We start from the raw sequence: 18,971 nt of genomic DNA, 5'->3' as shown, positions 1-18,971 counted from the left end.
GGGAGCGGCATCCCCGAACGTTTTCGCACTGGGAATATACCCGTGGTTTCATGGCGACTGGATGGTAGGAGCCGTGTAACGAGAGATTGTTAAGCACGGTTCTGTGAGGGCCCGGAGGTGCGATTCCTCCGGGCTACTCGACCATTCGAGCTCTTGTCGGGGATCAACGACAGCTCGACCGAGGAAACCGAACAGATCCCGCCGGCGTTGATGAGCGCCGACGAATACAAGCAGTGGCTCGAACGCAACAAACTGTCTTAATCGATACCGTGGCCACGCTGGTCGGGATCGGCATCGCGGTCACGGTGGGGTGCGGGTTGCTCGGGTTGACGCGGTCGACGTTCTATCGGATCAGCCGTGGCTATCGGCACTACCAGCCGGTGGTAGTGCCGGTCCCGCAGGCACAGCGGTATCAGCCAGCGGCGTTGACCACCGACGAGCGCGCGCAGATCCTGTGTGTGCTCACCGATGACGATTACTCGGATCTATCTGTGGTGCAAGCATATTGGCGGGCGTTCGACGCCGGGAGGCTCGCGTGCTCGCAGCGCAGCTTCTACCGTGTCGCCAAGGCGGCAGGTTTGGTCGGTGACCGCCGCCGTGTCCGTGGCCCCGGTCGCCGCGCCAGCCCGTCGCGGCGCACACCGATAGCGGTAGCGGCCGGGGTCGGGGACCTATGGTCCTGGGATGTCACCGAACTGCGGGGGCCCCGGACCCAGGACCGTTACAAGCTTTACTTGGCGATCGATGTGTTCTCCCGCTACCCGGTGGGCTGGCGCATCGAGCACAGCGAAGACCGGCAACTGGCCGTGGAGATGTTCACCGAGGCCATCACCGCCCGCGGGACACCGAAAGTGGTGCACGCAGACAACGGTGGTGTCATGCGGTCGCCGTTGCTGATAGAGGCCCTCACCGCCAGTGGCGTGCTCACCTCCTACTCACGACCGCGAGTCAGCGACGACAACCCGTTCTCCGAATCGCTGTTCAAGACAATCAAATACGACCTGGACTGCCCCGACCGCTTCGAGGGCATTGAGGCCGCCCGCGAATGGACCTGCGGCTTCCTGCACCGCTACGCCACCGAGCACCGCCACAGCGGACTCGGTCGCCACACCCCTGCCGCGGTTCACCACGGCACCGCCGCCACTATCCACCGGCAGCGCCAACAACACTTGGATCGGTACTGGAGCGCACATCCCCAACGGTTCCGGTACCGACCACACCCACCCGCGCTACCAAAACCAACAGGAATCAACACACACCTGTCTCAAGCAGGTTGACAACTTCCGTATACGGGGTGTGCGGGGTGTGGAAAGGGTGTGCACCCCTCAACTGGCCACGCTGACAGCAGAATCCGCACTCTTTCTCGGGATCCGCACCGGCGGGCTGTTGCGAAATGGGTGCTGGTGTTGCGGGCCGCGTAGTGGCCGGCAACACGGGGTTGGTAGATCCTCCCGGTCCTGCTTGTCAGCAGGGCGCCAGGGTGAGGTGGCGGGTTCCGATGGCTTTGAACAGGTTGTGAACGAGGGCGTGGAAGCTGAATTCTGCTGCGGCCCGGCTGGTTCCGCGGCTGGTGAAGCGTCGGAAGCCGAGGTTGTGTTTGGCGTGGCCGAAGGGGTTTCGGCGATGTGGCTGCGTTGTTTGTAGAGGGCGGCGCCTTCTGGTGTGCGCAGCCGGTGATCCATTTGCTCGATCACCGGCGCGTCGGTGGGCGGGGGCCGGTGGTGGGCCGGGTGCGGGCGGCGGTGGCCAGGTCACGGCGTTTGCCGATGGCGATGAGCCGGGCGGGCCCGGCGGCGGTGAGGTTATCGGTGCTCAGGTAGCCGGCGTCGGCGAGCAGCATTCCGATCGGGGCGGGTGAGGTTTCACCAGTGGTGTCGGGACCGGCCGGGGCTGTTACCGCGGCCGTGTAGTCGTTGAGAAGTGTTGCGATAGAAGGGTTTTCGTGTGTGTCTACGGGATGGTGGGCGGTGATGAGGTCGGCGGCGGTAGCGGCCTTGCCCATCATCTCGGCGAAGGCGGGACAGTCGCTGGGATTGTTGGCGACCCCGGTAGCGATGATCAGTCCGTCGCCGCAGGTGACGGCCTGACAGTTGAATCCCTGCAACCATCCCCCGCCGCGCAGCGGCATCGGGCGAGACTCGGGGTCGGTGATATTGCGCTGGGCGTCTTTATCGTTGCCGGCCCGCTCGGCGGCCTTGCGGGCCGCCCCAGCCCGGGTCACCGCCTCGGCCTGCGCGGTTACCGCCTGCGCGGCGACCGCACGATCCAATGCCCGGCGCACGCGTTTGACCGCGTACTCCTCATCCACCGGGGCGGGCCGGCGCCCGCGCCCGCCCGCCGCCAGCCAGCGCTCGATCTTGGCTTGCTGCGCGGCGCGGGCCTGTTCCCAGTTGCGGGTCAGCACCTGCACCCGGATCTCGGCCGGGGGCAACCCGACCCGGGGCCCCCGCTCGTCACGACGGCGCTGATAGTCAGCGACCATCGCATCACGAGCGACCTGCCTGGCCTGCTCACGCTCGCGCCGACGGGCCCCGGCCCCCTCACGCGCCTCGGCGCGAGCGGCGTTTTCAGCCTCCAACTCCGCCAACGCCGCAGCGATCCGCGCCGCCCGAGCCGAGGGCTCGACCAACTCCGTGGACATGCCCCCACCACGCTCATCGGGCCCGAACTGCTCGTCCTCGGCGGCATCGGTGGCCGCATGCTCGGCCGCCGCCGCCCGCGCGGCCGCCCGCGCCGCATCAGCGACGGCTTGCTCGCCAGCAGCCGCCCGCAACCCCTCCTCGGTGCGGTTCGCGCTCAACGACGCGTTCGAGGCGATCTTCACCGAATCCATCGCCACCACCCCCAACCGGCCCATACCCAGACGCGCGCACAACACCAGGACCTGGGTGAACAACTCCTCCACCACATCAGCCAGCTCGCCACGGAACCGGGCAATGGTCACATGATCAGGCACATCCCCGCCACAGATCACCCGGAAGGTGACATCACGCGAGCACAACCACTCGATCTTGCGCGAGGACCGCTGGCCTTGGGCCCACGCCCAAATCAACAACGTCAGCAACATATCCGGGTCATACCCCGCACGCCCCACACCACCAGTGCGGCGTTTGGCATGCAACCGCGAAGTGTCCAACCCCGCCACCGCCTCGATCACCAGCCACACCGGATCGGAATCACTCAACCACTCACGCATATCCGGCGGCATCAAAAACTGCTGATCACGATCCACCCAGCGATAACCCTTGGCCACCAACACATCATCGATCACCAACCCTCGACACACCCAACAACCCACAAATCCTGTTGTCCGGCCGCTACGCGGCCGGACAACACCCACCCACCATTTCGCAACAGCCCGCCGGCTTTAGGGCCCTATTTCCAGTGCGGATCCCGAGAGAGAGTGGAGATGTGGGCAATCCGAGCCGGGTTCGCTCGGCGGGTCTGATCGGCCACCCAACCGCCGCTCGACCACCCACCTCTTGTCCACAGCGCTTGTGACGTCACCACAGCCAGATGACCACCTCGGGAACGCGACATGGTGCGCCTGACGTGCGCCTAAGGCCGGGTACGGCACATGACGCGCCCACACTACTCACGGGAAAACCTGGGTAGGTCTTCAGTTTTCTGGGCTGGTCGCGTTGGGTCGTCCTTAGCTGTACTCACCCGGTAGGTGTACTGATCCGGGGAATGATCGAGTAGTGCTGAGCACGTCGCCTGCCGTACCCGGCTTTCTCTTCCGCGGCTTGGGATGGGCAACGTCTGGGTTCCAGCGTGAGGACTGGCTGTGGTCCCGTTGCGGGAGCTCCGCGAATTGAGGCGAGTCGAATGGTTGCTGGGCGATCGAGGCGAGTCGAATGGTTGCTGTTGAAGATCGTTGAGCGACCATATGACTCGCCTCGATGGGTTAGACGCCTTGGGGGTCGCGGGCGGTGATGCAGTAGGTGGCGTCGGTGGGGTCGCTCATCACGATCCAGTGGTCGAAGCGTTCCATCACTGTGGCGCCGAGGGTTTCGTGCCAGGCGGCGGTGGCTTCGATGTCCGACGAGGACAGGTCGATGTGTGCGCTGGTGGAGCGGTCTTCGTCGAGGCGCTGGAGCAGCAGTTGGATGGGCATCGGCTCGGCGGCGCGCAGGTCGGCGAACTCGGGCCTGCTGCCTTGCCGGAAGTTCCAGCCGGTCAACGACTTCCAGAATTCGGTCTCGGTGGCGTGGTCGGCGGCGCCGATGTCCAGGCAGACCTGGTCGAGGCGGCTGAGGGTGCCGTCGGGGGCGGTCGCGGCGGGGGCGGGGGTGCCCTTGGTGCGGCCGCTCGGTGTGAGACAGAAGGTTTGGCCGCCGGGGGAGCGCAGGACGGCGTAGTCGGGGTGGTTCGCGACCAGGTCGGCGCCGAGGTCGAGGGCGGTGCGCACGGCGGTCGGGATGTGGTCGACGTCGAGGTCGAGATGGACGCCGCCGAGACCGGTGACGGCCTGCATCTTCACACCCGCCGCGGCGAAGAGCGCGGGATCGGGGAGGAGCGTGAGGAATTCGTCGTGTTCGCCCCGGCGTGCGGAGAGTTCGGTCCCGGTGATGGTGGACCAGAACTTCGCGCAGTCGTCGAATCGCTGTGCGGGGGGGTCCAGGAACGCCCAGATCCACCGAATCATGTTCACTCCTGTCTTGTATCCCGAGACACCCTATGGAAAGCCACGCGCGGTGTCGAGCGGATTGGCGTGTCGCCCGCGCTGGCACGATCTTGGTGCTTTGTGGCATTCCGGCCACTCGTTGGGTGGGTGGTTTTCCGGCACGCTCAGCGGGTGACCGAACTGCAGACGCCGCCGACCGTACCGCCGAACGACGCCGTCATCCGGCACCGTCTGCATCCCGCGTGGATCGTCGCGGGGGTCGGGTTCATCGCGTTGCTCGGTGCCGCGGCGTTCCGGTCGGTGCCCAGTGTGCTGATGGATCCGCTGCACGAGGAGTTCGGTTGGTCGCACGGCACGATCGGTGCGGCGGTATCACTGAATCTGCTGTTGTACGGGTTGATTTCGCCGTTTGCCGCGGCATTGATGGACCGGTTCGGCATCCGCAAGGTGGTGTCGGGTGCGCTGGTGTTGGTTGCGGCGGGTGCCGGGCTGACCGTGTTCATGACGCAGCCGTGGCATCTGATGCTGACCTGGGGGCTGCTGGTCGGCGTCGGAGTGGGCTCGATGTCGATGCCGTTCGTGGCGACGATCACCGGCCGCTGGTTCGTCAGGCAGCGCGGACTGGTCACCGGGGTGCTCACCGCGGCGGGGGCGACCGGTCAGCTGGTTTTCCTGCCGCTGGTGTCGATGCTGGCGCACGAGCACGGTTGGCGGCTGCCGTCGCTGATCGTCGCCGGGACGGCGCTGGCTGTGGTGCCGCTGGTGTTGCTGTTCATCCGGGACTTCCCGAGTGACGTCGGTGTCACCGCGTATGGCGCGGAGCCGGGCAGTGTGGTCGGCGTCCGCACAACCGCGGGCGTCGGCGCCATGCGAGCACTCACCGTGCTGGGCAAGATCGCGCGTACGCCCGGATTCTGGCTGCTGGCAGGCGGATTCGCAGTCTGCGGCGCGTCGACCAACGGTCTGGTCGGTACCCACTTCGTCAGCGCCGCGCACGACCACGGCATGCCGCCGACCGCCGCGGCGAGCCTGCTGGCCGTCGTCGGCATCTTCGATGTGGCGGGCACCATCGCGTCCGGCTGGCTGACCGACCGCATCGACCCGCGTTACCTGCTGGTCGGCTATTACGTGCTGCGCGGCCTGTCGCTGCTGATCCTGCCGTCGCTGCTCGGCCCGCACACCCAGCCCAGCCTGTGGGTGTTCATCATCTTCTACGGCCTGGACTGGGTCGCCACCGTCCCGCCGACCGTCGTGCTCTGCCGCGAACTCTTCGGCAACGACGGCCCCGTCGCCTTCGGCTGGGTCTTCGCCTCCCACCAGATCGGCTCCGCCATCGCCGCCACCGGCGCAGGCGTCATCCGCGACGTGCAGGGCAGCTACAACCTGGCCTGGTACTTGGCGGGCGGCCTATGCGCCACGGCCGCGGTGATGTCGGCCTTCATCCGCCGGAAAGCCTGAGCGAACGGATCAGCCGTCGATGGACTTGTGCGAGCGCGCCTCGATGGCGGTGCGGCGTTCGTCCCAGCGGCTGGGTTCGTCCTTGCGGCGGGGTGGGCGGTCGTTGGCGATGAGGACGGCGATCCAGGGGAGGGGGATGGAGACCGCGATGATGAGGATGGCGAGCAAGGCGCTGTTGAAGGTGCTGTAGGCGATCGCGGCCAGCACCAAGCAGGGGATGCGGAACGCCATGATGATGGTGTAGCGGCGGACCCGGGAGCGGTGCTGATCTTCCAGCGAGGGTTGGGCCTCGGTGATCAGGACCGGATGCTTGTCGTCGGTGCCGGGGAAGTATCCAGGGGAGGCTGGCGGCATCGTCACGTCCGGGCGCTCACCACGGTCGATGTCGTCGGCGTTGGGAGAGTCGCCGTGCTGCTGCATAACTCTGAGTCTTCCACTGTCGGAGCACCAGCGCACACAGCGTGGTCAGGCGGACACAGGACCGTGATCAGTCATCGCATCTTGGAATGCGGCATCATGGAATCCGTGAGCACCGACACCAAGGTTCGCCCCGATTCGACCACCGACGAGTCGACGAGCGACGACACCCCCAAGTTCTTCCACTACGTCAAGAAGGACCGGATCGCGGAGAGCGCCGTGATGGGCACCCATGTCGTCGCCCTGTGCGGTGAGGTCTTTCCGGTGACGCGGTCGCCCAAGCCCGGTTCGCCGGTCTGCCCGGACTGCAAGAAGGTCTACGACGGGCTGAAAAAGGGCGAGTGAGGCTGTTGCGGTGGCGTCTGCGAGGGCGCCGCACGCGGCTGATCGGGTGCGTCGACAGGTGACGGCGGAGACTTCTCCGTCGTCTCGGTACTTTCTGTCTTCGGATCGTCCTCGTCGGACGAATCCCCGGTGAGCTGATTGGCGAGCCACTCCTTCACCTGCTCCATCCGGGTCGCCCGGGCAGGCCAGAACTCCTGCACGGCGGCGTTGAACTCCGCGCCGAGGATCACCGCGAACCCGAGGAAGTATGTGAACAGCAGAAACGCGATCGGCGTCGCCAATGCGCCGTAACTCACACCGGTCGCGGTGACCCACGACAGATACCGCCGCAGCACCTCGCTCGCTGCGATGAAGAACACGGCCGCGACCAGCGCCCCGCCGAACAATCGGTGCCAGGGCAGCGACGTGTGCAGTGCCAGCTTGTACAACGTGGTCAGCACGATGATCAGCAGCAACCCGACACCGGGGTAGTAGAAGAAGTCCAGCAGCTGCAACCCGGTCGCCCGCCAAGGCTCGGGCAGCACCCGCCCGATCAACGCGGGCCCGAGCGCCACCAGCGGCAGGATGAACACCGAGGCCACCAGGAACGCCACATACAGCAGCAACGCGAAGATCCGCTGCCACACCGGATGTCGCAGGTCCTGCTGATCGTGCGCCTCGACGATCGAGTCGACGAACGTCGCCATCGCCGACGACCCGGCCCACAGCGACAGCACGAAACCCACCGAAACGACCGCGCCGCGCCCCTTCCCGAGCACGTCCTTGACGGTCGGCTCGATCAGATCCGACACCACGCTGGAACTGAACAGATCCCGGCTGAACGCAATGATCTTGGATTCCACGATCTGCACGGTGTCCGGCCCGAACCAGGTGCCGACATAGCCGAGGCTGCCGAGCACGCCGAGCAGCAGCGGCGCCAGCGACAGCGTCTGCCAGAACGCGGCGGCCGCGGACTTGGCGAAGATCGAATCGTTCCAGGCCTTCACCGCGACCCGCACCACGAGCTTGGTGGTGTTCCTGCGGGCGCGCCGCGCCCGGATGGTCACCCGCTGGCCGAACGTCAGCTTGCGCGCGGAGATTCCACCGCTGAGCGACGGAATGTCGGTCCGCGGCGGGTCGCTCAGCATGGCGTTTTCGTCGGTCATCGTGACTACAGCATCGCGCACCTGGCGTCCCCGCACCGGATTCCGGGGGCGACGTGTCGTCGGGCAATCGGTGAACTTCGGCGTGTCGGTAGTTGAACATGTGATGCCCATCGCCCATGCCGCGTCGGTTTAGCAACACGCCGTGCCGGGCCAGTAGGGTCGACTGCGTGACTGGGTCGGGTGGCGCCGCTGTGGCGGGAAAAGCGGAGACACCGGGCGATTCGGCGAGAACCGACGCGTCGGGGACGCCGAACAGCTCCGGTACGACGAGCAGCGGATCGCTGCGCGCCTGGCAGCGCCGGGCCTTGACCAAGTACCTCGCGTCCAAGCCACGCGACTTCCTCGCGGTGGCCACGCCGGGCGCCGGTAAGACCACGTTCGCGCTGCGGGTGGCCGCGGAACTGCTCGCCGACCGCACCGTCGATCAGATCACCGTCGTCGCACCCACCGAACACCTCAAGCATCAGTGGGCGCACTCCGCGGCCCGCGCCGGGATCCAGCTGGATTCGCGGTTCTCCAACGCGACCGGCGGCACGTCCGGCGACTATCACGGTGTCGTGGTCACTTATGCCCAGGTCGCCTCGCATCCGTCGCGGCATCGGGTGCGCACCGAAAACCGCAGGACCCTGGTGATTCTCGACGAGATCCACCACGCGGGTGACGCGAAGAGCTGGGGTGAGGCGACCGCCGAGGCGTTCGGTGACGCGACCCGCCGACTCGCGCTGACCGGAACCCCGTTTCGCAGTGACGACAGTCAGATCCCGTTCATCACGTACGAGCCCGACGAGTCGGGCTTCCCGCGTTCGCGCGCCGACCACGCCTACGGGTACTCCGAGGCCCTCGCCGACGGCGTCGTCCGGCCCGTGGTGTTCCTCGCGTACTCCGGCGAGGCGCACTGGCGCGACAGTGCGGGCGAGGAGCACACCGCGCGTCTCGGCGAGCCGCTCAACCCCGAACAGACCGCCCGCGCCTGGCGCACCGCGCTCGACCCCGCGGGCGACTGGATCTCGGCCGTGCTGCGTGCCGCCGACATGCGGTTGCGTCAGTTGCGCAGCACGGGCATGCCCGACGCGGGTGGCCTGGTGATCGCCACCGACCAGGATCGCGCCCGCGACTACGCCGAACTGCTGGAACACATTTCGGGCACCAAGCCCGCGCTGGTGCTGTCCGACGAACCGACCTCCTCGGATCGGATCGCCCAGTTCGGCGCGAGCACCGAACCGTGGATGGTCGCGGTGCGCATGGTGTCCGAGGGCGTCGACGTGCCGCGCCTCGCGGTCGGCGTGTACGCGACCAGCGCCTCGACGCCGCTGTACTTCGCGCAGGCCATCGGCCGGTTCGTGCGTGCCCGCAAGCCCGGCGAGACCGCGAGCGTGTTCCTACCCTCGGTGCCGGTGCTGCTCGATCTGGCCGCGCAGCTGGAATTGCAGCGCGACCACGTCATCGGCAAGCCGCACCGGGAGAAGGACGGGCTCGACGACGAGCTGCTGATCGACGCGAACAAGCAGCAGGACGAGCCGGGCGAGGAGGAGAAGTCCTTCGTCGCGCTGGCCGCCGACGCCGAGCTCGACCAGGTGATCTACGACGGATCCTCCTTCGGCACCGCCACTTTCGCGGGTAGCGACGAGGAGGCCGACTATCTCGGCATCCCCGGTTTGCTCGACGCCGACCAGATGCGCGCGTTGCTCCGCGAGCGGCAGACCAAGCAGATCGCCGACCGTGGTGAGTCCGCTGCCGCCGATCCCGGGCCGCAGGTCGCGAGCGCGGCCGAACGGGTCGCTACCGCTGACCGATTGGGTGAGCTGCGGCGCGAGCTCAACAGTCTGGTCGCCATGCACCACCATCGGACCAACAAGCCGCACGGCGTGATCCACGGTGAGCTTCGTCGTGAATGTGGTGGGCCGCCAACGGCATTGGCGTCGGCGGATCAGCTGGTCGAGCGGATCGCGGCGCTGCGCCGGATGTAGGGCGTCAGGCAGGAGCTGGCCAGGCTGCCATTGCGCAGTCGATCGACAGCGTCAGATCGGCCAGCGAGGCGCCGTCTCGGGCTTGAATCGACAAGCCGTACAGCACCGTGGTGTAGAAGTGGGCCAGGCTGCGGGTGTCGGTTGTTGCGGGTAGGTCGCCTTCGGTGACGCCGCGATCCAACCGGCGGCGGATGTCTTCCGTTGTCCCCCGGCGCTTTTCGACCAGGAAATCGCGGATGCTCTCGCTGCGGGTGGTGTAGGTCGAGCCTGCGAGGACGACCATGCAGCCGTGTGGTTTGTCCTCGACGGTGTAGGCAATCGCGTTGTCCCGCAACATCGCATCGATGGCGGCCCGTGCCGTCGGCTCCTCCCGCAACGCGCGCTCGGTGTAGCCGCCGTCGGTCTTTCCGTACAGGCCGATGGCTTCGCGGAACAGCGCCTCCTTGCCGCCGAACGCGGCGTACAGGCTCGGTGAGTTGATGCCCATCGCGGCGGTGAGATCGCTCATCGACGAGCCCTCGTAGCCGTGTTCCCAGAACACCTCCATGGCGCGGCGCAGCGCGTCGGTGCGATCGAAGGCGCGTGGTCGTCCGCGTTCCGCCATGGCCGGTCCTTTCTGTGTCGATCGTTAAATATACCCCTTGACGCCACCGCGCTCCATGCGCTTAGCTATTTATGTATTGATCGACACAGAATTTGAAGGAGGACCGATGTCGGGTCTCAATGGCAGGGTGGCACTCGTGACCGGCGGCAGCCGAGGGATCGGCGCGGCGATCGCCCGGAAGCTCGCCGCCGACGGCGCGGACGTCGCGATCACCTACCAGAGCGCCGAGGTGCAGGCGAAATCCGTTGTCGCGGAGATCGAATCACTCGGTCGTCGTGCGGTGGCGATTCGCGCGGACAGCGCCGACGCCGGAGACGTGGTGCGTGCGGTGAACCAGGCCGCCGCCGACCTGGGCCGGTTGGACATCCTGGTGAACAACGCGGGCATCTTCCCGGCCAAGCCGTTCGAAGAGTTCACTCTCGAGGAGATCGACCGGGCGCTGAACATCCACGCGCGGGCCGCATTCGTCGGCGCGCAGGCCGCGGTGGCGCACATGACCGCTGGCGGCCGGATCATCAGCGTCGGCAGCAACCTGTCCGAGAAGGCCTCCTTCGCCGGACTCTCGCTCTACAACCTGAGCAAGTCGGCGCTGAACGGATTCACCAAGGCCCTCGCCCGCGAACTCGGCCCGCGCGCGATCACGGTGAACCTGCTGCAGCCGGGATCCACAGTGACCGATATGAATCCGGTCGACGGCGGCCACTACGACTACCAGGTCGGATTGACCGCACTCGGCCACTTCGCGCAGCCCGAAGACATGGCCGCAATGGTCGCGTTCCTCGCGGGCGAGACCGGCCGCAGCATCACCGGCTCGATCTTCACCGTCGACGGCGGCACGAACGCCTAGTCAGCCGGTGAAGTACTTGCCGGGGGAGACGCCTACTGCGCGGCGGAAGGCGGCGACGTAGGCGCTGGGGGTGGCGTAGCCGACTCGGCCTGCGATGCGGGCGATGGGTAGGCCTGCGGCCAGTAAAGGGAGGGAGGCGGTCAGGCGGATCTGGGTTCGCCACTGGCCGAAGCTGATTCCGGTTTCCGCGATGAAGAGGCGGGCCAGGGTGCGGGGGCTGGTGGCTACGGCGGTGGCGAACTCGGCGAGAGTGCGGTTGTCGGCGGGGTCGGCGGTGAGGGCGTCGGCGACCTGCTTGGCTCGGGAGTCGGTGGGGGAGTGGGCGCCGATGGGGATCACGTCGACTGGTTCGACCAGGTCGAAGACGACGGATTCCGCGCGTTCGCGGCGGTCGAGGGTGGTGCCGGGGGCGCCGAGGTGGTCGAACAGCTCGTGGAGCAATCGGGTGACGCGGACCATCGTCGGCGCGGTGAAGATGACCGGGCAGCGCTGGGGTTCGACGTAGATGCCGCGCATTTCGGCGCCGTCGGCGGTGCCCGTCCGGTGCGGGATGCCGGAGGGGATCCACAGTGCCCGGGTCGGCGGCAATACCCAGCGGTTCTCGCCGACCTCGACGGCGATGACTCCCCTTGCCGCCCAGGCGATCTGGTGTTGCGGGTGCTCGTGGGTGTCGAACCAGTAGCCGGCGGGCAGCACCCCGGCGCCGAGGACCATCGCGGTGGAACCGGGCGGGTCGGGCTGCACCGAAGGATGGCCGTTTCGCGACACAATGTGTCACCGTAGCTCGTCGCGGTCACGGCTGTCTGCTCTTAGCGTTGGCGGCATGGCGATGAACCTCTTCCACCGACTCTGCTGCCGCTCTTCGATGTGGGAGCGGACCAGCGCGACAAAGATCGTGCCGTGGGCGCTGTCCGGTCTCGACCTCGGCGGTGCTGCGCTCGAGATCGGGCCCGGCTACGGTGCGAACGTGGGTGCGTTGCTGGACCGCGCCAGCACACTCACCGGCGTCGAGATCGACCCCGACCTGGCCGCCCGGCTGCGCACCCGGCACGGGTCGGTGATGACGGTGGTGGAGGGCGACGGCACCGAAATGCCCTTTCCAGTACAGGAATTCGACTCGGTGGTGTGCTTCACGATGTTGCACCACGTGCCGTCGCCCGGTGCGCAGGACGCGCTGTTCGCCGAAGCGCTGCGCGTGCTGCGCCCCGGCGGTGTGTTCGCGGGGAGCGATGGTCTAGACAGCCGTATCTTCCGTCTGATGCACATCGGCGACACCTGCGTCCCCGTCCCACCGGAAAACGCCGCCGACCGCCTCACTCGCATCGGCTTCACGGATGTCGAAATCGAAACCAGCGCAACCAGCTTCCGCTTCCGCGCCCGCCGTCCGGACTGACGTCGCAACCAGCCACGTCGACAGAGTTACCGGGCACGGGGTTTGCGAACTCCGCGCACGCGCTCGATTCTTCGCACACCGTTTGCACAGTTGGTAGGTGTGCGAAGAATCAAGCTGCCGTGCGAAGAGCTACCGGTATGCGAGTCAGGCCGACGCCGCCTCGCCGAAGTAGTTCGCCGGATCGAAGGTATTGATCGGCACCCATCGCGGCACTTCTACGTGCACAGGCGAATCATCCTGTGCGGCTAGGAAATACCCCTGCACCTCCAACGCCAGCCGCGGATTCTCATCCACCCGCCGCGCCATATCGTAGAAGACGGCCAGCACATGCAGACACCGCGCGATCCGCGCCTTGCATGAGCAGTCGGTACCGGCCAGCACCGGTGCGACGGTGAGATCGGCCGCGACCACCGCCCGATGCATGTCGTCGGTGAGCACGGCGGTGTCCGGGATGACCTCGCCGATCGCGGTGATCGCGGCGCGGGCGAGCGGTGCCACCTCCACGTGGATCACCGATGCCTCACTGCCGCGATGGATCGTGGCGCGCACGATACGGCCATCGACCGTGGCTTGCACGCCGTGGTTGCGGGCAACGGAGCGAGCCCTGGGGAGCAGGGGCTCAGGGCGCGTCTGACGGATCGGCTCGGCAAGCCGAACCCAGTCCATGCCCCACTTGGTGTAGCCGAATTCGTTGTCCGCCATCAGTTCTCCCTCTTACGACGTAGAACCTCGACGAGTTGGTCGTCGTCCAGGCGGGCGAGTGCGGCGATACCTGCCGAGTCACCGAGGTCCGAGAGCGCGGACTTGCGGTCGTGCATGCGTGCGATGTGTTCCTCGACTGAAGTGGTCGAGGTGAGAGTAGTGACGGTGACCGTGCGCGTTTGGCCGATACGGTGCGCCCGGTCCGAGGCCTGCGCCTCAACCGCCGGGTTCCACCACCGATCGAAGTGGATGACATCGGCGGCACGAGTCAGCGTGAGTCCGGTACCCGCAGCACGCAGGCTGAGGATGAGCACGGGCGGTCCGTCCTCGGCCTGGAATCCGCTCACGATGGCGGCACGCTCGGCCTGGTTCAACCCACCGTGGAAGAACGGCGCCGTCACCCCGAACTGCTCGGCGAGGTGCCGAGCCAGCAGCTCACCGGTTTGCCGATACTGCGTGAAAATCAGTGTCGGAGCATCCATTTCGAGGTTGTTGGCCAGGATGTCGGTGCACAGGTCCAGTTTCCCGGAGCGCCCCGCCAGCTCGGTGAGCTCGCCGGTGACCAGCCCGGGATGGTTGCAGACCTGTTTGAGTGCGGTCAGCGCCGCGAGCACCCGGCTCTGCCGGTCGATGCCGGTACCGAATCCGTCATCGATGGCGCGATCGAGCAGCTTGTCGTAGAGGTCTTCCTGTTCGCCGGTGAGGTCGCAGAGCAGATCGGTGTGGATCTTCGCGGGTAGCGAGGCGGCGACCTGCGCCTTCTTGCGGGCGAGCACGACGGGTTCGATGGCGTCCTGCAGCCGCGCCGCCGCGGCCGCGGAACCCTCCTGGATCGGCCGGACGAACCGCCGCCGGAACTGCGTCTTGTGCCCGAACAGCTTGGGCGTCACCAGATTCAGCAGCGCCCACAGTTCCTCGAGATGGTTCTCCACCGGCGTGCCGGTCAACGCGACGCGCACCTCGGCGTCCAGCGCCCGCGCGGCCTTGGCGAGCTGCGTGCTCGGATTCTTCAAAGCCTGCGCCTCGTCGAAAACCGCCGTCGCCCACCGCAGCTGGCTGAGCCATTCCCCGTGTAGTCGCACCGTGGGATACCCGGCGACGACGACAGTCCCTGCCCCGGGATCGATTTCGCCACCGCGCCACACCACCACGCGCAGCCCGGGCGCGAACCGATCGATCTCATGCGCCCAGTTGCCCACCAGCGAGGTCGGGCACACGACGATCTGCGGCCCACCGGCTGCCCGTCCGAGCAGAAAGCCGATGGTCTGCACCGTCTTTCCGAGCCCCATCTCGTCGGCCAGCACGGCCCCGCCGTGCGCCGCGGTCGTTTCTCGCAGCCAACTGACCCCACGCACCTGATACGGCCGCAGATCGGCTTTCAGCGCCGATCGCAATTCCGTTGTCACGGCCTGGGTCTCGCGCAGCACCCGGACCGCACGCTCGGCGGACACGATCGAGGTGCGCGCGGCATTGGGTACCGCGTGCGCAGCGACCGGCAGCTGTTCCGGATCTTCTTGCGGGGCAGCCGAGCCCGCGGACCGATCCGACTCCTCCCGGAGCGCCGTACGCCAAAGGCGAACGGACGCCCCCGCATCGGCGAGTTCGACCGCGGCGAAGGCCGCCGGATCGATCAACGCGCAGTCGACCTCGCCGACCTCGATCGCCCCGTCGAAACCGGTCGGCACGGCGAGGGCGAGGGTCTCCCGATCGCCGAGCGCGGCGGGTGCGGACCCGGTGTTCTCCCCGGTCCATGTCCACAGCGCGAACATGTGACGGGCGGGCAGATAAGTGGCCTGTGTGCTGGGCAGAGCGAACCCCTCCATCGGCGTATGGTGTACGAAGTATCCTGAATAACGTACAGAGTACCGAGTTTGTTCCGAGGAGTCTCTTGCCCGACGAATCCGCCGCCGAGCAGGCCAAACAGTTGGTGAGCCTACTGTGGCGACACGAACTCCCGCTGCGGCCGGGCGCCCGCGGACCGAAACCGACGCTCAGTGTGGACGCGGTGGTCGACGCGGCGGTGGCACTCGCGGATCGGGACGGCTACGCGAAGGTGTCCATTCGCGCGGTAGCCGCCGAGCTGGGCCTGCGCCCGATGAGCCTGTACACCTACGTCCCGAGCAAGGACGCGCTGACCGTGCTGATGGTCGACGCGGTCGCCGACGAGGACCCGCCGATCCCCTCGGACCTACCGGTGCGCGCCCGGATGGCCGCCCTGGCCCGCCAGGCGCGCGCTGAGCTGATCGCCCATCCGTGGCTGCTGGAAGTATCGCCGTGGCGCCAGGTGATCGGCCCTGGTCGAATGCGCCGCTACGAACGGCAGCTGGCGGCGATCGACGGCATCGGGCTGTCGGAGGTCGAGATGGATCGGGTGATCGCCGTTTTGTCGGAATTCGCCACCGGCAACGCGCGTGTCGCGGTCGGCGCGTTGCGCGACACGCAGGTGATGACCGACGCCGAGTGGTGGGAGGTGCACGGCCCCTTGCTCACTCAAGCCATGCCGTCCAGTCTGTTTCCGCTGTCGGCTCGGGTCGGTCAGGCGGTCGGCGAGCTGTACCAGGCCCCCGCGGACCCGGACGGCGCCTTCGACTACGGCCTGGACCGCCTGCTGGACGGCATTCTCAACGACCGGAAATCCCCCGAACACACCAACAGCGGGCGATCCGAAGATCGCCCGCTGCGGTAAACGGTTTTCTGTTGTCGGATGCTGTTATCTCAGGACGCGAGGAGTGGTCAGATAGCGGGAGCGGATTCCGTGTCGATCACGGCTTCCAACTCACGCAGTCGATCCATGTGTTCGTTCGCGTGGTGCTGGCAGAAGAGCAACTCGCCACCTGCAGGAAGAACGGCGCGCACTCGTGCTGCCGCCCCGCAGCGGTCGCAACGATCGACCGCGGTCAGTGGGGTGCTAGTCAGGGTTCCTGGCATGACTCCTCCGTCCTGGCTCCCGGTTCACAGACCGTTCGCCTGGTGTGGGGCCCGTGGTCACTCCGCGGGCTCGCTACCGCTACTTCCCAGCAGTGGTATGACTACTCTGTCAGACGTTCGGGACGGGGGCTTTGTTCCCGTGAGTGATTCGGTGTGTTTTCGATAACACGACCAGGGATTTCGCTACTGGCGAACATCCCAGGTCACGCTACGAACTACGTTTGGTCACCACCTCGAACAGGCCGATCCAGTTGTCTACCGGGAGATTACCCGTGACCCATGACACTCACACGCTTGTTCACATATGCACTTTGGGCGAGTGGCTTTCCGCTCGGCAAACGGGCGAGTACCGCGCGCCGTCGCTGGACGAGGTGGGGTTCATCCACCTGTCCGCGCCGCAGCAGGCCCACCTGCCCGCCAACCGGCTCTTCGCGGGGCGCCGCGACCTGGTGCTGCTCCGGCTCGATCCGGCCCGTCTCGGCGCGCCGGTGAAGTGGGAGCCGGGCGTGCCGACCGACCCGGAGTCGATGCTCTTCCCGCACCTGTACGGGCCGCTGCAGACGGGTGCGGTGATCGCCGTGGAGGAGTTCCAGCCCGGTCCGGACGGCGTGTTCGCCCAACTCGGCAAGTGAGCTAGCGGTCGCGGACCTCGCGCGCCACGATGGCCGCCTGAACCCGCGACCGCACACCGAGTTTCGTCAACACCCGGGACACGTGTGTCTTCACCGTGGTCTCGCCGATGAACAGGCGACCGGCGATCTGCGCGTTGGACAGCCCGTCGCCGAGGCAGTCGAGCACCTCGCGTTCACGCTCGGTGAGCTCGGCGAATCCGGTCGGCTCCGGTTCGGCCGCATCGGTATTCGTCGCCGCGAAGGCGGTGATCACCGCCCGGGTCACCTCGGGGGCGAGCACGCCGTCACCCGCCGCGACCGTGCGGACGGCATCGATCAGTGCCTGTCCCGACGACGACTTCAGCACGAAACCCGACGCGCCGGCCCGCAGTGTCCGGAAGACGTACTCGTCCAGATCGAACGTCGTCAGGATCAACACCTTGGCCAGCCCGTCGGCGGTGACCCGCTCGGTCGCGGTGATCCCGTCCACGCCGGGCATCCGCACATCCATCAGCACCACGTGCGGCCGCAGCGCCTTGGCCTGCGCGACCGCGACATCACCGTCGGCCGCCTCGCCGACCACCTCGATGTCGTCCTCGGCGTCCAGGATCATCCGCAGTCCCGCGCGAATCGCGGCGTGATCGTCGGCGATCAGCACGCGGATCGTCATGATGCGCTCGCCGCGGAAAGGGGCAGTTGGGCAAGCACTTCCCACCGTCCGGAATCCGGTCCGGCGGTGAAGTTCCCGCCGAGGGCGGCCGTGCGCTCCCGCATGTTTATCAAACCGCGATGCGGGTCGCCGTTCTCGGCGTGTCGCAGGGTGACCGCCGCCATCGGGTTGCGCACCAGCACCCGTAGCTCCCCGTCCCGCGCGCCGACCTCGATCTCGACCTCTTGTCCCGGTGCGTGTTTCATGGCGTTGGTCAATGCCTCCTGAACGATGCGGTACGCGGCCTGATCGACCGCGCTGGGGAGTTCGGTGCCGTCGAGGGTTTCGCGCACCAGCACGGAGATCCCGGCCGCGCGGGCGGCGTCGACCAGGATGGGCAGCTGGGCCAGCCGGCGCGGCGCGGCCACCTCGTCCGCCGCGTCGCCGTCGCTGCGCAGCAGCCCGATCATGGTGCGCATCTCCTGCAACGCGCTGACGCTGTTGGTTCGGATCGACTGCATGATCCCGGTGACCGCGGGGTCGGAGTTCTTGCGGCCCAGCACCCCCAGTGCGGCCTCGGACTGGATCGCGATGGCCGACAGGTGCCCGGCGATCACGTCGTGCAGGTCGCGCGCCATGGTGGTGCGCTCGTCGGCGATGGCGGCGCGCCGGTCGAGCTCGGCGACCAGGGTGAGCGCTTGGGCGCGGGCACGTTCGGCGCCGGCGATCTCCTTGTGCGTGCGCACCGAGTTGGCCCACCACAGCGGCGTGGCGATGAACGCGAACACGACGACGAGGGCGATCGACACCGCGCGCAGGTCGTAGGTGCGCACCAGCGTCAGGATCACCACCAACCCCGAGAACGCCGACCAGACCACCATGGTGATCCGCGACGCTCGCCGCGCCGAATACAGCACGGACGCGTAGATCAGGTCGCCGTAGAGGATCCATACCGGCACCGACGGGCCGAGGTGCATGTCGATCAGCAGCGGCACCAGCCCGACGATCATGGCCGACACCGGCATTCGACGACGGCACATCGTCAACAGGCACAGCGGGGCGAACACCACGAGCCGCGTCGACATCGGCACGTCCGTCCCGCGATCGATCAGGGCATACAGATTCGCCGCATAGAGCCCGGCGCCCGCGCCGAACGAGAGCAGCGCGCCCAGCGCGTCACGCGCCGTCCCGGGAATCTCCGACCACTGCCTCACGCCTCCATCTCAGCACAGCCCTGACCAGGCGCCATCCGCCGAAGTGATGACCGCGCGGCGGAGT

Annotated in this window: 18 protein-coding genes and 1 pseudogene; 8 read left to right on the top strand and 11 right to left on the bottom strand. The window is 67.3% G+C overall.

All coding sequences use genetic code 11. The features are described 5' to 3' along the window. Window positions 1-269: 269 nt before the first annotated feature. Window positions 270-1,277: a transposase gene (locus ACQPW1_RS34670; protein WP_433656361.1), complete on the top strand. Its 1,008-nt coding sequence runs from the start codon at window positions 270-272 to the stop codon at window positions 1,275-1,277. A 187-nt stretch (window positions 1,278-1,464) separates the two neighbouring features. On the opposite strand, the pseudogene ACQPW1_RS34665 reads toward ACQPW1_RS34670, so the two are convergent. Together ACQPW1_RS34665 and ACQPW1_RS34660 are read right to left on the bottom strand one after the other, a co-directional pair. After that, a pseudogene (locus tag ACQPW1_RS34665) lies at window positions 1,465-3,259 on the bottom strand (transposase). A gap of 648 nt (window positions 3,260-3,907) precedes the next feature. Continuing rightward, a complete protein-coding gene (locus tag ACQPW1_RS34660; RefSeq protein ID WP_433656359.1) occupies window positions 3,908-4,648 on the bottom strand; it encodes a VOC family protein in 741 nt (246 codons plus the stop codon). Window positions 4,649-4,798: 150 nt separating this feature from the next. On the opposite strand from ACQPW1_RS34660, the gene ACQPW1_RS34655 reads away from it, so the two are divergent. Continuing rightward, entirely contained in the window at window positions 4,799-6,085 is a 1,287-nt protein-coding gene (locus ACQPW1_RS34655; RefSeq protein WP_433656357.1) for an MFS transporter, read from the top strand. A 9-nt stretch (window positions 6,086-6,094) separates the two neighbouring features. Here ACQPW1_RS34655 and ACQPW1_RS34650 read toward each other — a convergent pair whose 3' ends face one another. Beyond that, a complete protein-coding gene (locus tag ACQPW1_RS34650; protein ID WP_433656356.1) occupies window positions 6,095-6,505 on the bottom strand; it encodes a DUF3099 domain-containing protein in 411 nt (136 codons plus the stop codon). A 96-nt stretch (window positions 6,506-6,601) separates the two neighbouring features. Here ACQPW1_RS34650 and ACQPW1_RS34645 point away from each other — a divergent pair, with 96 nt between their 5' ends. Further along, window positions 6,602-6,847 (top strand): DUF3039 domain-containing protein, encoded by a 246-nt coding sequence (locus tag ACQPW1_RS34645; protein WP_433656354.1) that lies wholly within the window; start codon window positions 6,602-6,604, stop codon window positions 6,845-6,847. Here ACQPW1_RS34645 and ACQPW1_RS34640 read toward each other — a convergent pair. Then, window positions 6,820-7,992 (bottom strand): YihY/virulence factor BrkB family protein, encoded by a 1,173-nt coding sequence (locus tag ACQPW1_RS34640; RefSeq protein ID WP_433656353.1) that lies wholly within the window; start codon window positions 7,990-7,992, stop codon window positions 6,820-6,822. The genes ACQPW1_RS34645 and ACQPW1_RS34640 overlap by 28 nt on opposite strands. A gap of 281 nt (window positions 7,993-8,273) precedes the next feature. Between ACQPW1_RS34640 and ACQPW1_RS34635 the strand changes: the two genes are divergently transcribed. Further along, window positions 8,274-9,959, top strand: coding sequence for a DEAD/DEAH box helicase (locus ACQPW1_RS34635; RefSeq protein ID WP_433665414.1), 1,686 nt, complete (start codon window positions 8,274-8,276; stop codon window positions 9,957-9,959). Window positions 9,960-9,963: 4 nt separating this feature from the next. Here ACQPW1_RS34635 and ACQPW1_RS34630 read toward each other — a convergent pair whose 3' ends face one another. Next, entirely contained in the window at window positions 9,964-10,563 is a 600-nt protein-coding gene (locus tag ACQPW1_RS34630) for a TetR/AcrR family transcriptional regulator (protein ID WP_433656352.1), read from the bottom strand. A 106-nt stretch (window positions 10,564-10,669) separates the two neighbouring features. Here ACQPW1_RS34630 and ACQPW1_RS34625 point away from each other — a divergent pair, with 106 nt between their 5' ends. Further along, window positions 10,670-11,410, top strand: a complete 741-nt coding sequence (locus ACQPW1_RS34625) for an SDR family NAD(P)-dependent oxidoreductase (protein WP_433656350.1) — start codon at window positions 10,670-10,672, stop codon at window positions 11,408-11,410. On the opposite strand, the gene ACQPW1_RS34620 is transcribed toward ACQPW1_RS34625, so the two are convergent. Further along, a complete protein-coding gene (locus ACQPW1_RS34620) occupies window positions 11,411-12,178 on the bottom strand; it encodes an AraC family transcriptional regulator (protein ID WP_433656349.1) in 768 nt (255 codons plus the stop codon). A 55-nt stretch (window positions 12,179-12,233) separates the two neighbouring features. Here ACQPW1_RS34620 and ACQPW1_RS34615 point away from each other — a divergent pair, with 55 nt between their 5' ends. Continuing rightward, complete coding sequence (locus ACQPW1_RS34615; RefSeq protein ID WP_433656347.1) at window positions 12,234-12,803, top strand: methyltransferase domain-containing protein; 570 nt, start codon at window positions 12,234-12,236, stop codon at window positions 12,801-12,803. A 144-nt stretch (window positions 12,804-12,947) separates the two neighbouring features. On the opposite strand, the gene ACQPW1_RS34610 is transcribed toward ACQPW1_RS34615, so the two are convergent. Continuing rightward, window positions 12,948-13,505, bottom strand: coding sequence for a hypothetical protein (locus ACQPW1_RS34610; RefSeq protein WP_433656345.1), 558 nt, complete (start codon window positions 13,503-13,505; stop codon window positions 12,948-12,950). Beyond that, the gene (locus ACQPW1_RS34605) at window positions 13,505-15,274 is read right to left on the bottom strand and encodes a DEAD/DEAH box helicase (protein WP_433665413.1); all 1,770 of its coding nucleotides are present in this window, start codon (window positions 15,272-15,274) and stop codon (window positions 13,505-13,507) included. The genes ACQPW1_RS34610 and ACQPW1_RS34605 overlap by 1 nt, the downstream gene beginning before the upstream one ends. 119 nt (window positions 15,275-15,393) lie before the next feature. Here ACQPW1_RS34605 and ACQPW1_RS34600 point away from each other — a divergent pair, with 119 nt between their 5' ends. Next, entirely contained in the window at window positions 15,394-16,191 is a 798-nt protein-coding gene (locus ACQPW1_RS34600; RefSeq protein WP_433656344.1) for a TetR/AcrR family transcriptional regulator C-terminal domain-containing protein, read from the top strand. 47 nt (window positions 16,192-16,238) lie between these two features. Here ACQPW1_RS34600 and ACQPW1_RS34595 read toward each other — a convergent pair whose 3' ends face one another. Continuing rightward, window positions 16,239-16,433, bottom strand: coding sequence for a DUF7455 domain-containing protein (locus ACQPW1_RS34595; RefSeq protein WP_150405918.1), 195 nt, complete (start codon window positions 16,431-16,433; stop codon window positions 16,239-16,241). 311 nt (window positions 16,434-16,744) lie between these two features. Here ACQPW1_RS34595 and ACQPW1_RS34590 point away from each other — a divergent pair, with 311 nt between their 5' ends. Then, a complete protein-coding gene (locus tag ACQPW1_RS34590; RefSeq protein WP_433656341.1) occupies window positions 16,745-17,065 on the top strand; it encodes a DUF952 domain-containing protein in 321 nt (106 codons plus the stop codon). 1 nt (window position 17,066) lies between these two features. On the opposite strand, the gene ACQPW1_RS34585 is transcribed toward ACQPW1_RS34590, so the two are convergent. Together ACQPW1_RS34585 and ACQPW1_RS34580 are read right to left on the bottom strand one after the other, a co-directional pair. After that, window positions 17,067-17,714, bottom strand: coding sequence for a response regulator (locus ACQPW1_RS34585; protein WP_433656340.1), 648 nt, complete (start codon window positions 17,712-17,714; stop codon window positions 17,067-17,069). Then, window positions 17,711-18,907: a sensor histidine kinase gene (locus tag ACQPW1_RS34580; RefSeq protein ID WP_433656338.1), complete on the bottom strand. Its 1,197-nt coding sequence runs from the start codon at window positions 18,905-18,907 to the stop codon at window positions 17,711-17,713. Before ACQPW1_RS34580 ends, ACQPW1_RS34585 begins: the two co-directional genes overlap by 4 nt. Between the last annotated feature and the right edge of the window lie 64 nt (window positions 18,908-18,971).

The sequence above is a fragment of the Nocardia sp. CA-128927 genome (assembly GCF_050955855.1).
Lineage (GTDB): Bacteria > Actinomycetota > Actinomycetes > Mycobacteriales > Mycobacteriaceae > Nocardia.
The sequence above is the reverse complement of the archived record's forward strand: the minus strand, read 5'-3'. Positions and strand labels throughout refer to the sequence as shown.

What these genes read in the sequence shown, in the direction of transcription:
- ACQPW1_RS34585 (WP_433656340.1), bottom strand. Translation starts at nt 17,714, where the DNA reads ATGACGATCCGCGTGCTGATCGCCGACGATCACGCCGCGATTCGCGCG.
- ACQPW1_RS34645 (WP_433656354.1), top strand. Translation starts at nt 6,602, where the DNA reads ATGGAATCCGTGAGCACCGACACCAAGGTTCGCCCCGATTCGACCACC.
- ACQPW1_RS34630 (WP_433656352.1), bottom strand. Translation starts at nt 10,563, where the DNA reads ATGGCGGAACGCGGACGACCACGCGCCTTCGATCGCACCGACGCGCTG.
- ACQPW1_RS34640 (WP_433656353.1), bottom strand. Translation starts at nt 7,992, where the DNA reads ATGACCGACGAAAACGCCATGCTGAGCGACCCGCCGCGGACCGACATT.
- ACQPW1_RS34615 (WP_433656347.1), top strand. Translation starts at nt 12,234, where the DNA reads ATGGCGATGAACCTCTTCCACCGACTCTGCTGCCGCTCTTCGATGTGG.
- ACQPW1_RS34610 (WP_433656345.1), bottom strand. Translation starts at nt 13,505, where the DNA reads ATGGCGGACAACGAATTCGGCTACACCAAGTGGGGCATGGACTGGGTT.
- ACQPW1_RS34625 (WP_433656350.1), top strand. Translation starts at nt 10,670, where the DNA reads ATGTCGGGTCTCAATGGCAGGGTGGCACTCGTGACCGGCGGCAGCCGA.
- ACQPW1_RS34660 (WP_433656359.1), bottom strand. Translation starts at nt 4,648, where the DNA reads ATGATTCGGTGGATCTGGGCGTTCCTGGACCCCCCCGCACAGCGATTC.
- ACQPW1_RS34605 (WP_433665413.1), bottom strand. Translation starts at nt 15,274, where the DNA reads ATGTTCGCGCTGTGGACATGGACCGGGGAGAACACCGGGTCCGCACCC.
- ACQPW1_RS34595 (WP_150405918.1), bottom strand. Translation starts at nt 16,433, where the DNA reads ATGCCAGGAACCCTGACTAGCACCCCACTGACCGCGGTCGATCGTTGC.
- ACQPW1_RS34650 (WP_433656356.1), bottom strand. Translation starts at nt 6,505, where the DNA reads ATGCAGCAGCACGGCGACTCTCCCAACGCCGACGACATCGACCGTGGT.